Raw genomic sequence first — 13,045 nt, 5'->3', positions numbered from 1 at the left:
TACCCATTTCGAGGGCACACCCTTATGATGTCCTCCAGACTCTTTACCCTGCGATGACCCATGGCCGATTCTGCTTTTTTCTGCAACCTGTCTCACGAAGGCGTACTCGCGGTCCGAGGCGCGGACGCCAGTAAATTCCTGCAAGGCCAGTTGACCTGCAACCTCAACTACCTGAGTGATACCCAGGCCAGCCTGGGCGCGCGCTGCACGCAAAAGGGCCGGATGCAATCGAGTTTCCGCATCCTGCTGGAAGGTGACGGCGTGCTCATGGCCATGGCGAGCGAGCTACTTGAGCCGCAGTTGGCGGATCTGAAAAAGTACGCGGTGTTCTCCAAATCCAAATTGACCGATGAAAGCGCCGCCTGGGCGCGCTTTGGCCTGGAATATGGCGATGTTGCGTTAAACAGCCTGGGGCTCGACCTGCCGGCGGGCACCGACAGTGTCGCGCGCCACGGCGGGATCATCGCCATCAGGGTTTCGCCTGACCGCGCCGAGCTCTGGGTGACGGCCAATCAGGCCGATGCCGTGAAAGAACAACTGGGTGCCGTATTGGCCGAAGGCGAACTCAATCAATGGCTACTGGGCCAGATTCGCGCCGGTATCGGCCAAGTCATGGCGGGCACCCGCGAGTTGTTCATCCCGCAGATGCTTAACTTGCAAGCCATCGGTGGCGTGAGTTTCAAGAAAGGTTGCTACACAGGCCAGGAAATCGTCGCGCGTATGCAGTACCTGGGCAAGCTCAAGCGCCGCCTCTATCGCCTGCAATTGACCTCCAGTGAATTGCCGGAACCCGGCGCACCGCTGTTTTCCCCGAGCCACGCTAGCGCAATCGGCGAAGTGGTGATTGCGGCACAGGCTGGGCAATGCATTGAGCTCCTGGCGGTATTGCAAGCCGAAGCGGCGCAAGGTGGTGATATCCACCTGGGTAGCCTCGAGGGGCCTGCCCTGAACTTGCTTGACTTGCCTTATGAGCTGGATCGCGACCGCGAAATCCAGCGCTGAAGGCAACACCTGTCGCAATACCTCCTGGATAGACGAAATGAGTAAGCTGGCGGAAAAGGTCCAACAGGATTTGGTTGCGGCCATCGATAACGATGACTTGGTTCTGCCAACGTTGCCGGAAGTGGCCTTGCAGATTCGCAAGGCTGCGGAAGACCCGGAAATCAGTGTCACGGCCCTGAGCAAAGTGATCGGGCGTGATACAGCTTTGTCGGCGCGCCTGATTAAGGTCGTCAACAGCCCATTGCTGCGCGCCACACAGGAAGTCACTGACCTGCACACGGCGATCACGCGCCTGGGCGTCAACTACAGCAGCAATCTCGCCATTGGCCTGGTCATGGAGCAGATCTTCAACGCCCGCTCCGAAGTCGTTGAACAGAAAATGCGCGAAGTTTGGCGCAAGAGCCTGGAAATCGCTGGCGTCAGCTATGCGCTGTGCCGTCGCTACACCCAGCTCAAGCCGGATCAGGCAGCGCTTGGCGGACTGGTGCACCAGATCGGCGTGTTGCCCATCCTGACCTATGCCGAAGATCACAATGAATTGCTGGCCGACTCTGTCAGCCTCAACCACGTCATCGACCAAATACATCCGCTGATCGGCGGCAAGTTGCTCAGGGTCTGGGAGTTTCCCGCGAAGCTGGTGCAGATCCCCGGGCTGTACCTGGATTTGCAGCGCGACTCCGAACGCCTGGACTATGTCGATCTGGTGCAGGTAGCCAGCTTGTACTGCCACAAGAACAGCGATCATCCGCTTGCGCGGGTCGATGCCCTTGAAGTGCCGGCGTTCAGGAAGCTGGGGATTGATCCGCACAACGAGTCGCTGTGCAGGGATCTGGAAGATTCGAGGTCGATGTTTTACTGATCGAGCCCCATAAAGCTCACCCGTACCTTCAAGCCCGCGTGCTCGCCATCGTGCAAGCTGATTTGCGCCAGGTGCGCGCGGCAGATCTCGCCGACAATCGCCAGGCCCAATCCCGACCCGGCGACTTGCTGGTTGCGTCGGTAAAAACGCTCGAATACCCGCTCACGCTCCGCCAGGGGAATCCCGGGGCCATCGTCCTCGACCTCCAGCACCGCCGGCGCAGTGACCCGCAGAATCACATTACCGCCCGATGGCGTGTGGGCCAGCGCGTTGTCCACCAGATTACTCAGCAGTTCATTCAACAGCGTTGGCTCGCCGCGCAACCACACCGGTTCGTCCGCTTCCAGGGCCAAAGCCACCCCGCGAGCATGGGCCAGGGGCGCCATGGCCATACCCAATTCCCGGGCCAGTTGGCTGAGATCGAGCAGTTGCGCGCCGCCCTCGGCAATCGCCCGGGCGCCGTTCTCCACCCTGGCCAGTGACAACAACTGGTTAGCCAGATGGGTCAGGCGGTCGGTGCCCTGAGCTGCAGTTTCCAGGGTGCTGCGCCAGGTTTGCGGTTCGGTCGCCCGCAAGCCCAGCTCCAATCGCGCCTTGAGCGCCGCAAGCGGAGTACGTAATTCATGGGCGGCATCGGCGATAAATTGCGCCTGGCGCTCGAACTGCCCACGCAGTCGCTCGGTGAAATGGTTTAGCGCGCGCACCAGCGGCCACAATTCGTGCTGCACCTCCACCAGCGGCAGCGGCCTTAAATCGTCCGGCTGACGCTCTTCCACCGCTGTGCGCAAGCGCTCCAGCGGACGCAACGCAGCGCTGACGGCAAACCAAACCAACAACAGCGCCCCGATCGCCAGCATGCCCAGGCGCAGCAAGGTGTCTGCCGCGAGGCTGCGTGCCATATCGACCCTGGCTTCATCGGTTTCCGCGACCCGAATCTCGGCCATGCCGTTCATGTTCGGCTCGCTGACCGGTTTGAGCAGGCTGACCACTCGAACATTCTGGCCTCGATACGTGGCGTTGTAGAACCGCGCGAGCGCCGGGTAATCGTCGGTCCGCGGCGTACCCGGGGGCGGTGGTGGAAGGTTTTCGTAGCCGGAGATCAGTTTCTGGTTGATGTCGTTGACCAGGTAGAAAATTCGCCCGGCGCTGTCGTAGGCGAAGGTATCGAGGGCCACATAGGGCACGTCGGCGCTGAGGGTGCCGTCAATCTGCGACACCCCCGCCGCGATGGTTCGCGCCGAGGCCAGCAAGGTGCGGTCATAAGCCGTGTCCGCCGCCTCGCGTCCATTCCAGTAAGCGCTCAAGCCACTGGCCAGCATCAACACCACCAGCAACAGCGCCAGGTTCCACAACAACCGCCAGCGCAGACTGCTGGGCTTATGCATCGCGGCTTTCCAGCAAGTAACCAAGGCCGCGGAAGGTCACAATGGCGACCGGCTGGCCGTCAAGTTTCTTGCGTAGACGGTGAACGTAGATTTCGATCGCGTCGGGGCTGGCTTCCTCGTCCAGGCCGAATACCTGGGAGGCCAGTTGTTCCTTGCTCATCACCCGCCCCGGCCGGGCGATCAGCGCCTCGAGCACCGCCTGTTCGCGGGAGGTCAGGGTGAGCAATTCCTCGGCCAGGGTGAAGCGTCGAGTGTCCAGGTCGTAGGACAGCACGCCGCAGGTCTGCTGGCGTTCGCCACCCAGCACGCTGCGGCGCAGCAGGGCTTTGACGCGCGCCTCCAGTTCGGTCAGTTCAAAGGGCTTGGCCAGATAGTCATCGGCGCCAAGGTTGAGGCCGTGCACCCTATCCTTGACGTCGCTGCGGGCCGTCAGCATCAACACCGGCAGGTTCTTGCCCCGGGAACGCAGGCGCGCCAGCACTTCGAAGCCATCCATGCGTGGCAGCCCGACGTCGAGGATCGCCATGGCGTAATCCTCGCTGCTCAATGCCAGGTCCGCAGCCACTCCATCGTGTAGCACGTCCACGGTCAGCCCCGTACTTTTCAGCGCCTGGGCGACACTTTCGGCAAGCTGCAAGTGGTCTTCGACGAGCAGAACACGCATGGATTTCTACCTCATTCAGGGATGGTCGACGCCATTCTTTGGCGCGGAGTTTACAGCCGGATCCTTGGCTGTGAAGCAGCAAAACGGTGAAAACACGCTGAAAGGTTAGCGAAAGGTTGGCCGGTTAAAGTCGGGCCACTGATGGTTTCGACTGCAAGCCATCACCCCGTGCTTTGAAATGTAGCTCCCGAAAAACGCCTTGAAGCGTTTTCGCCAATAAGAACAATAACTGAGGTACTGCACCATGCCGTCCCCATGCCGCCAGGCTGATCCGTCTCGTCCTTTCTTTCGCTCCCCAACGCTCATCGGCGCCGCTTGCACGGTGCGAAATCGCTTCGCCTGAATCATTCCAAAAACAATAACTCCCGTGGAGACACCATGAATCGATCATTGCGCCGTTTCGCCCTCGCCGCCAGCTGCATGCTCTTTGCTGGCCAACTCATGGCCGAGCCCAAGCGCCCGGAATGCATCGCCCCGGCCTCGCCCGGCGGCGGTTTCGACCTGACGTGCAAACTGGTGCAGAGCGCTCTGGTGAACCAGAAAGTGCTGAGCAAACCGATGCGCGTGACCTACATGCCCGGCGGAGTCGGCGCAGTGGCTTACAACGCGGTGGTCGCCCAGCGTCCGGCCGATGCCGGCACGCTGGTGGCGTGGTCCAGTGGCTCCCTGCTGAACCTGGCCCAGGGCAAGTTCGGTCGTTTCGACGAGAACGCGGTGCGCTGGCTGGCGGCGGTTGGCACCAGCTATGGCGCAATCGCAGTGAAAAGCGATTCGCCCTACAAGAACCTAGACGATCTGGTCCAGGCCTTGAAAAAAGACCCGAGCAAAGTGGTGATCGGCTCCGGCGGCACCGTGGGCAGCCAGGACTGGATGCAGACCGCCCTGGTCGCCAAGGCAGCCGGGATCAACCCGCGCGACCTGCGCTACGTCGCCCTCGAAGGCGGTGGTGAAATCGCCACGGCATTACTGGGCGGTCATATCCAGGTCGGCAGCACCGATATATCCGACTCCATGCCGCACATCCAGAGCGGCGACATGCGCCTGCTGGCGGTGTTCTCCGAGAAGCGCCTGGACGAGCCGGAAATGAAAGACATTCCGACCGCCAAGGAGCAAGGCTACGACATCGTCTGGCCAGTGGTTCGCGGCTTCTACCTCGGGCCGAAGGTCAGTGACGAGGATTACGCCTGGTGGAAAGACGCCTTCGACAAGCTGCTGGCATCCGAAGAGTTCGCCAAGCTTCGCGATCAGCGCGAACTCTTCCCCTTCGCCATGACCGGTCCCGAGTTGGACACCTACGTGAAGAAGCAGGTCGCGGACTACAAAGTGCTGGCCAAAGAGTTCGGCCTGATCCAGTGATCGTCCTTGTCTAGCGGCAGCGACCCCGGCCCCGGGGTCGTGGCCCAGGAGTTTCCCATGCTCTTACAACGCATTTTCGCTTCGGTGCTGTTGCTGGCCTGTGTCGGCCTGGCGCTGATGGCGTGGCCATACCAGGCAGCTTTTTCCTACGAACCGGTGGGCCCGCGGGCCTTTCCGCTGCTGATGCTCGGCCTGATGGGCCTGGGCTTGCTGTACATGCTGTTTCGTCCGACGCCGATCGTGCACAGCGACGATGACCCCAAACTCGACCGGGCAACCCTGACCAAGATCGGCATCTGCGTTGTGCTGCTGCTGATCTTCGCCGGTTTGTTCGAACCGCTGGGCTTCATCCTCAGCAGCATCCTGATCGGTATTCCGATGGCCCGCCTGTACGGCGGTCGCTGGGGGCCGAGCATTGTCGTGACGACGCTGATGAGCATTGGTCTCTACCTGCTGTTCGACAAGTTGATGGACGTGCCGTTGCCCTTGGGCCTGCTCGACGTTCTGGAGAACTGATATGGATACTTTCGGCTACTTGGGCCAGGGTTTCGGCGTCGCGCTGAGCCCGTACAACCTGGTGACTGCGCTGTGCGGCACCCTGATAGGCACCGTCGTTGGCCTGTTGCCGGGCCTCGGCCCGATCAACGGCGTGGCGTTGCTGATTCCGATCGCGTTCGCCCTCGGCCTGCCGCCGGAGTCGGCGTTGATCCTGCTTGCGGCGGTGTACCTGGGCTGCGAATACGGCGGCCGGATCAGCTCGATCCTGCTGAACATTCCGGGGGAAGCCTCCACCGTGATGACTACCCTGGACGGTTACCCGATGGCGCGCAAAGGCATGGCCGGTGTCGCACTGTCGCTGTCGGCCTGGAGTTCGTTCATCGGCGCGTTCATTGCCACCTGTGGCATGGTGCTGTTCGCGCCGCTGCTGGCAAAATGGGCAATTGCCTTCGGCCCGGCGGAATACTTCGTGCTGATGGTGTTCGCGATCGTCTGCCTCGGCGGCATGGCCGGCGATCGACCACTGAAAACGTTTATCGCAGCGCTGATCGGTTTGTTCCTGTCGACCGTCGGCATTGATGCCAACAGCGGTGTGTATCGATTCACCGGGGATAATATCCACCTGACCGATGGCATTCAGTTCGTGGTGCTGGTGCTGGGCCTGTTCTCCATCAGCGAAATCCTCCTGCTGCTGGAAAAAACCCACCGCGGCCAGGAAGCGGTAAAAGCCACCGGGCGCATGATGTTCAACTTCAAGGAAGCGTCTGCGGTGTTCGTAGTGAACATCCGTTGCGGCCTGCTCGGCTTCATCATGGGCGTACTGCCGGGCGCCGGCGCCACCCTTGCCAGCGCCGTGGCCTACATGACCGAAAAACGCATCGCCGGGGCCAGCGGCACTTTTGGCCAAGGCGACATGCGCGGCCTGGCGGCACCGGAAACTGCAATCGGCGCTTCGGCGTGCGGCGCGCTGGTACCGATGCTGACCCTGGGCGTTCCCGGTTCAGGCACAACGGCCGTGATGATCGGCGCCCTGTCGCTGTACAACATCACCCCGGGGCCTCTGTTGTTCCAGCAACAGCCAGACATCGTCTGGGGGCTGATCGCGTCGTTGTTCGTCGCCAATATCATGCTGGTGATCCTCAACATCCCGATGATCCGCATCTTCACCCGCATCCTTGCCGTGCCGAACTGGGCACTGGTGCCCGTGATCGCCATCATCACCGGGATTGGCGTCTACGCGGTGCACGCCACCACCTTCGACCTGTTCCTGATGATCGGCATCGGCATCTTCGGCTACATTCTGCGCAAGCTGGAATTCCCGCTTTCGCCAGTACTGCTGGGTTTTATCCTCGGTGGTTTGATGGAGCAGAACCTGCGTCGCGCGCTGTCGATTTCCAACGGTGCGCTGGAAATCCTCTGGTCCAGCCCGATCACCTTTGGTGTCTGGATACTCACGGCAGTGATGCTGTTCGTGCCGCTGCTGCGGATCTGGCGCAAACGTTCGGTCGCTCGTCGCGCCGCCGCCGATGTCTGATCGACCGCCCTTCAACGACTGGTGGGGTACGCCGCTGGTCGGTGCGCTGGGCGGTTACCTCGCCAGTCTGGTTGGCTGGCCGCTGCCATGGATGGTCGGCTCATTACTGGCGATCATCCTGGTGCGCTGCCTGACGCCATGGCAGTTGGCAGAAATACCCGGCGGCCGTAAATGCGGCCAGTGGATCATCGGCATCGGCATCGGCCTGCACTTCACCCCTGTGGTGATAGAGCAGGTGCTGAGCCACTTTGGCCTGATCTTCTTTGGCGCGCTGGTCACCAGCCTTTCTGCGGTAGTGGGTGTCTGGTTGATGCGCCAGACGGGCGAGGACCGCGCCACCGCATTCTTTTCCAGCATGCCCGGCGGTTCTGGCGAGATGGTCAACCTCGGCGCACGCAATGGCGCGGTGTTGAGCCGTGTCGCTGCTGGGCAAAGCCTACGGGTGCTGGTGGTGGTGCTGTGCGTGCCAGCGGCATTCAAATACCTGCTGGGTGACGGTGCACCGGTGTTTCATCCGGCGGCTGTCAGCTGGTGGTGGCTGGCCCTGCTGTTCCCGGCAGGCGCCTTGGCCGCCTGGGTCTGGGAGCTTCTGCGCCAACCCAACCCATGGCTGTTCGGCCCGTTGCTGGTTACTTCAGCAGTGAGCATCGGCTGGGACCTGCATATCGGCTTACCGGATGGCGGCAGTCAGATCGGCCAATGGTTGATCGGCAGCGGATTGGGCTGTCACTTCAACCGGCAGTTTTTCCGTCGCGCGCCTTCGTTCATGGGCCGCACCTTGATCGGCACCGTGCTGACCATGCTAATCGCGGCACTGGCGGCATTGGGCCTCAGTGCCGTGACCCATCTGGAGTTGCGTTCGCTGACTCTGGGCATGATGCCCGGCGGGATCGCCGAGATGAGCCTGACCGCGCAGACCCTGCAACTGTCGGTGCCACTGGTGACGGCGATGCAGGTGATGCGGCTGTTGTTTGTGCTGTTTCTGGCGGAGCCGTTGTTCAAGTACTGGAATCGCAATCCGGATTCTGTCTGACAGACCGGGTTGCCTTCTTCGCGAGCAAGCCCGCCCCCACAGCTACGCGGTCTAATGTGTGGGCTTGCTCGCGAAGGGGTCGACTCGGTCCACCCATCAAACCGGCGGCAACCGCCACTCGATCGGCGTCTCGCCATTCTGTTCCAGAAACTTGTTGGTCCGGCTGAAATGCCCGCACCCGAGAAACCCGCGATAGGCCGACAAAGGTGAAGGATGCACCGACGTCAGTACCAGGTGCTTGGTCGCATCAATCAGTTTCTGCTTGCTCTGGGCATGGGCGCCCCACAGCATGAACACCAGGTGCGGCTGCTGCTGGCTGACCACTTCAATGATCCGATCAGTGAAAAACTGCCAGCCCTTGTCCTTGTGCGCATTGGCATTGGCGCGCTCAACCGTCATGGTGGTGTTGAGCATCAGCACGCCTTGATCGGCCCAGCTCTGCAAGTAGCCGTGGTTGGGGATATCAATGTTCAGATCGCGCTTGAGCTCTTTATAGATGTTGACCAGCGAGGGCGGCGCCGGCACGCCCGGTTGCACCGAGAAGCACAGGCCGTGTGCCTGACCCGGGCCGTGGTACGGATCCTGACCGAGAATCACGACTTTGACTTTATCGAGCGGCGTCGAATTGAGCGCATTGAAAATCATCGGGCCAGGCGGATAAATCTCCTTGCCCGCCGCACGCTCCTGCTGCAGGAAATTGCGCAACTCTGCCATGTAAGGCTGGTCGAACTCAGCACGCAGTGCTTCCTTCCAGCTCGGTTCGAGTTTGATACGGTCGTCAGCAGTCATGATTACACCCGGCAAAAACAATGGGGGGAACCCTAAGAAGGCCGGTCACGCTTGTCAATTGATCTGACGCAGATCCGGCACTTTCCTGCACAGCGATCATACTGAACGCTCAAATTCCTGATCGAGGTCACGATGAATCTGCACTTCGAAGAACTCACCGGCACCGACGGCGCACGCATCGGCGTGGCCACCCTGGATGCCGAAAAATCCCTGAACGCCCTGTCCCTGCCGATGATCAATGCGCTGAGCCATCAACTGGACGCCTGGGCCAAGGAACCGCAAATCGTCTGCGTTCTGTTGCGCGGCAATGGCGCCAAGGCGTTCTGTGCGGGTGGCGAGGTGCGCAGCCTCGTGGAAGCCTGTCGCGCGCACCCAGGCGAAGTACCGCCCCTGGCAGCGCATTTTTTCGCGGCGGAATATCGTCTCGATTTCAACCTGCATACTTACCCGAAGCCACTGATCTGCTGGGGCCACGGTTACGTGCTCGGTGGTGGCATGGGCCTGTTGCAAGGCGCAAGCCTGCGTATTGTTACGCCGAGTAGCCGCCTGGCGATGCCGGAAATCAGCATCGGCCTTTACCCGGACGTTGGCGCCAGCTGGTTCCTGTCGCGACTGCCGGGCAAGCTCGGCCTGTTTCTCGGGCTGACGGGCGCGCACATGAACGCTCGCGATGCGATCGACCTCGACCTGGCCGATCGCTTGTTGCTTGATGAGCAACAGGAAGCGCTACTTGAAGGCCTGTTACAGATCAATTGGCAGGAACAGACGGCCATGCAGCTCAACAGCCTGCTCAAGGCCCTGCAACAGGAAGCCCTGGCGCAAATGCCCGAAGCGCAATGGTTGCCACGCCGGCAGCAGATCGACGAGCTGCTGGATGTCAGCGATGTGCGCTGTGCCTGGAAAGCCATCAGCCAACAGCGCGACCACAGCGACCCGTTGCTCAGCCGGGCCGCCCGCACCATGAGTGAAGGCTCGCCGCTGACCGCGCATTTGGTGTGGGAACAGATTGCCCGTGCGCGACACATGTCCCTGGCTGAGGTATTCCAGATGGAATACACCCTGAGCCTGAACTGCTGCCGTCATCCGGAATTCAGTGAAGGGGTGCGGGCGCGGTTGATCGACAAAGACCAGAAACCGCATTGGCACTGGCCGGATATCAACAACGTGCCCGATACGGTGGTGGATGCGCATTTCCAGAAGGTTTGGGAAGGGCGGCATCCACTGGCGGATTTGTCGGAGTATTAAATTCCGGAATACTGAACCCTCTGTGGGAGCGAACCTGCTCGCGATGGCGTATCAGATGGTATTGATGCTATCTGATACACCGCGATCGCGAGCAGGTTCACTCCCACAGATGTATTGCCTGGTGATATTACCGACGACCACCCCGGCCATCGTGATCGCCCCGGCCATTATGGTCGCCTCGTCCACCGTTGCGTGCGCCGCCGCGATAATCATTGTTGCCACCACGATTACGTCCGTCCCAACGCTGACTCTGGTGAGCCCGATAATCGGCCCGTGGTGATGAATGGTAATAACGCGGTGCCGGTTGATAAACCCGCGGCTGGTAGTAATACCTCGGAGTCGGCTGGTAATAACGTGCAGGCGGTGCGTAGTACCTGCGCGGCTGGGTGTAGTAACCGCCGCCGCCCGAGTAGTAATTGCCGCCTGAATAATAGGCAGGCGCGGGCGAGGTGTAGACCTCGGAACTGTAGTAGCTGGCTCCTCCATCGGAATAAGGCACGCATGCGCCCAGTGATAATCCCAATACAGCAATCAGAAGAATTCGGCGTTTTATTCGAGAGAGCATGGCGGCCTCCTGGACCGCGAGTGAGCCATACCAGCGACGCTGGCAGGCGACAGTCAATTATTCGGTGACTGTCGATAGATCAGACATCGATTCCGGAATCTGGTGCGGTCTCGCAACAACTTGAAACATCTCGCCGATGAAAGGTTATTCATCTAGCGGCATTGTGCTGCCTGAAGAACCCCTGTAGGAGCCGGCTTGCTGGCGATGGGGCCAGAGCAGACACCGCATCAACTTCATCGCTGGCAAGCCAGCGCCTACAAGAGCAAGGCTTTCCCGCGATGACGTCCTCGCTGCCACCGCCATCCTGATCCCGGCCAATTCACCCCACAAATCCCAAAGTTATTTCCCCGCAGTGCCTTTAGAATGCTCTGCACCGGATCATTGCCAACGGAATTGTCATGCCGCTTCGCTCGCCGCTGTATTCGCAACGTTCGTTGGTTCTCACACTGATTGCCTTGCTGGGCGCTGGCTTTATTGCCACGTCCTTGCTCAGCTATTACGCCTCGCGAGCGTCGATCCGCGACAGCATCGTCAACACCGAGCTACCGCTGACATCGGACACCGTCTATTCGGAAATCCAGAAAGACCTGGTCAGGCCGATCCTGATTTCCTCGATGATGTCCCGTGACACCTTCATGCGTGACTGGGTGGTGAACGGCGAACAGAACCCCGAGCAGATGACCCGCTACCTCAACGAGGTGATGACGCACTACGGCGCCTACACCGCGTTTTTCGTCTCCAACGCCAGCCTCACCTACTACCACGCCAAGAGTGTGCTCAAGCAGATCAAGGTCGCGGAGCCCCGCGATGCCTGGTACTTTCGTGTGCGCGACATGGCTGAGCCCTACGAGATCAATGTCGATCCGGATCTCGCCAACAAGGACAACCTGACCTTCTTCATCAACTACAAAGTCTATGACTACGACAACCGGTTCATCGGCGCAGCAGGCGTCGGTCTGACCGTCGATGCGGTGATCAAGCTGATCGACCGCTACCAACAGCGATACCAGCGCAGCGTATATTTCGTCGACACCTTCGGCCGCCTGGTACTCACCGGCGCAGACGGCGGGCCGCAAGGTGCGCACATCGGACAGACCCTGGGCGAACTCGAAAGCATGAAGAGCCTGGTCAGCCAACTGCCCAAACCCCACAGCGGCACCTATGAATACTCGGGCCAGGGCCACGGCCATTTCCTCAACGTGCGGTTTATTCCGGAGCTTAATTGGTACCTGTTCGTCGACAAGCGCGAGGACGGTGCACTCAACGAAATACGCCACTCGCTGTATCTCAATTTGCTGATCTGCCTGCTGGTCACCCTGATCGTGCTGGCCCTGCTGAACCGCGTGATCAAGCGCTACCAGACCAGCATCCATGCCCAGGCCACCCTCGACAGCCTGACCGAACTGCCCAACCGCCGCGGCTTCGACCTGCTGGCCGCGCAAGCCATGCACGAGGCCCAGCGTGAGCCGAAGCCGTTGACCGCGTTGCTGCTCGACCTGGACCACTTCAAGGCGTTGAACGACACCTATGGCCACCTCGCCGGTGACCAGGTGCTGATCGGCTTCGCCCGGGACCTGGAAAGCTGCCTGCGCCATTCCGACATCGTCTGCCGCTGGGGTGGCGAAGAATTCATCGTCTTGCTCAAGGACACCGACGGTGAAACCGGCCAGATGATCGCCGAGAAAATCCGCCGGCACGTCGAGCAGCAGGACTATGCCTATAACGATCACTTGCTGAAACTGACCGTGAGCATCGGCCTCACCACCTTACAACCCGACGACACCTTGCACACGCTGCTGTCCCGGGCGGATCATGCGATGTATCGGGCCAAGCAAACCGGCCGCAACCGCACCTGCGTGCTGTCACACTCAAGCAGTCCTCACACCGTTTATGAATAAACCAGATACCTGCCCGGCCTGCGGCGCGTCCAACGACTGCACGCTGGCCGACCCACGCACCGCCGCTCGAGCATGCTGGTGCTACGGCGTCAGCATCGACCCGGCAGTACTCGAAGCCTTGCCCGCCGAGCTGCGCAACGCCTCCTGCCTGTGCCCTCGCTGCGCCGGCGTCGAGGCGCAACTGCAAGCAGGCGCCCGGTCGATCACGTAAGATACG

At 60.8% G+C, this 13,045-nt stretch carries 13 protein-coding genes; 9 read left to right on the top strand and 4 right to left on the bottom strand.

Features of this window, described 5'->3' with window-relative positions:
• Positions 1-60 precede the first annotated feature (60 nt).
• Together ygfZ and L9059_RS05900 are read left to right on the top strand one after the other, a co-directional pair.
• Positions 61-1,002 (top strand): CAF17-like 4Fe-4S cluster assembly/insertion protein YgfZ, encoded by a 942-nt coding sequence (ygfZ, locus tag L9059_RS05905; RefSeq protein WP_247289156.1) that lies wholly within the window; start codon positions 61-63, stop codon positions 1,000-1,002.
• A 37-nt stretch (positions 1,003-1,039) separates the two neighbouring features.
• Positions 1,040-1,861 (top strand): HDOD domain-containing protein, encoded by an 822-nt coding sequence (locus L9059_RS05900; RefSeq protein ID WP_247289154.1) that lies wholly within the window; start codon positions 1,040-1,042, stop codon positions 1,859-1,861.
• Here the strand turns inward: L9059_RS05900 and L9059_RS05895 are convergent.
• Together L9059_RS05895 and L9059_RS05890 are read right to left on the bottom strand one after the other, a co-directional pair.
• On the bottom strand, positions 1,855-3,246 hold the full coding sequence (locus L9059_RS05895) for a sensor histidine kinase (RefSeq protein WP_247289152.1): 1,392 nt from the start codon (positions 3,244-3,246) through the stop codon (positions 1,855-1,857). The two genes, L9059_RS05900 and L9059_RS05895, sit on opposite strands and share 7 nt — an antisense overlap.
• On the bottom strand, positions 3,239-3,910 hold the full coding sequence (locus tag L9059_RS05890) for a response regulator (RefSeq protein WP_247289143.1): 672 nt from the start codon (positions 3,908-3,910) through the stop codon (positions 3,239-3,241). The genes L9059_RS05895 and L9059_RS05890 overlap by 8 nt, the downstream gene beginning before the upstream one ends.
• Before the next feature lie 378 nt (positions 3,911-4,288).
• Between L9059_RS05890 and L9059_RS05885 the strand changes: the two genes are divergently transcribed.
• The 4 genes from L9059_RS05885 to L9059_RS05870 are packed head-to-tail and all read left to right on the top strand — an operon-like array spanning position 4,289 to position 8,331.
• A complete protein-coding gene (locus tag L9059_RS05885) occupies positions 4,289-5,266 on the top strand; it encodes a Bug family tripartite tricarboxylate transporter substrate binding protein (RefSeq protein WP_247289141.1) in 978 nt (325 codons plus the stop codon).
• A gap of 57 nt (positions 5,267-5,323) precedes the next feature.
• Positions 5,324-5,782, top strand: coding sequence for a tripartite tricarboxylate transporter TctB family protein (locus L9059_RS05880; RefSeq protein ID WP_247289139.1), 459 nt, complete (start codon positions 5,324-5,326; stop codon positions 5,780-5,782).
• Position 5,783: 1 nt separating this feature from the next.
• Positions 5,784-7,298 (top strand): tripartite tricarboxylate transporter permease, encoded by a 1,515-nt coding sequence (locus L9059_RS05875; RefSeq protein WP_247289137.1) that lies wholly within the window; start codon positions 5,784-5,786, stop codon positions 7,296-7,298.
• Positions 7,291-8,331, top strand: coding sequence for an AbrB family transcriptional regulator (locus L9059_RS05870; RefSeq protein WP_247289135.1), 1,041 nt, complete (start codon positions 7,291-7,293; stop codon positions 8,329-8,331). The genes L9059_RS05875 and L9059_RS05870 overlap by 8 nt, the downstream gene beginning before the upstream one ends.
• Positions 8,332-8,427: 96 nt before the next feature.
• Here L9059_RS05870 and ung read toward each other — a convergent pair whose 3' ends face one another.
• A complete protein-coding gene (gene ung, locus L9059_RS05865) occupies positions 8,428-9,120 on the bottom strand; it encodes a uracil-DNA glycosylase (RefSeq protein WP_046029483.1) in 693 nt (230 codons plus the stop codon).
• 132 nt (positions 9,121-9,252) lie between these two features.
• Between ung and L9059_RS05860 the strand changes: the two genes are divergently transcribed.
• Positions 9,253-10,365 carry an enoyl-CoA hydratase/isomerase family protein gene (locus L9059_RS05860; RefSeq protein ID WP_247289123.1) on the top strand — a complete coding sequence of 371 codons (1,113 nt, stop codon included), beginning with the start codon at positions 9,253-9,255 and terminating at the stop codon, positions 10,363-10,365.
• A 127-nt stretch (positions 10,366-10,492) separates the two neighbouring features.
• Here L9059_RS05860 and L9059_RS05855 read toward each other — a convergent pair whose 3' ends face one another.
• Positions 10,493-10,930: a hypothetical protein gene (locus tag L9059_RS05855; protein ID WP_247289122.1), complete on the bottom strand. Its 438-nt coding sequence runs from the start codon at positions 10,928-10,930 to the stop codon at positions 10,493-10,495.
• A 398-nt stretch (positions 10,931-11,328) separates the two neighbouring features.
• On the opposite strand from L9059_RS05855, the gene L9059_RS05850 reads away from it, so the two are divergent.
• Both L9059_RS05850 and L9059_RS05845 read left to right on the top strand, forming a co-directional pair.
• A complete protein-coding gene (locus L9059_RS05850; protein ID WP_247289120.1) occupies positions 11,329-12,828 on the top strand; it encodes a sensor domain-containing diguanylate cyclase in 1,500 nt (499 codons plus the stop codon).
• On the top strand, positions 12,821-13,039 hold the full coding sequence (locus tag L9059_RS05845; RefSeq protein ID WP_247289118.1) for a cysteine-rich CWC family protein: 219 nt from the start codon (positions 12,821-12,823) through the stop codon (positions 13,037-13,039). Before L9059_RS05850 ends, L9059_RS05845 begins: the two co-directional genes overlap by 8 nt.
• The last annotated feature ends 6 nt before the right edge of the window (positions 13,040-13,045 follow it).

This window comes from Pseudomonas violetae (assembly GCF_023072615.1).
Taxonomy (GTDB): Bacteria; Pseudomonadota; Gammaproteobacteria; order Pseudomonadales; family Pseudomonadaceae; genus Aquipseudomonas; species Aquipseudomonas violetae.
This window is presented reverse-complemented; position numbering and strand designations above follow the sequence as displayed.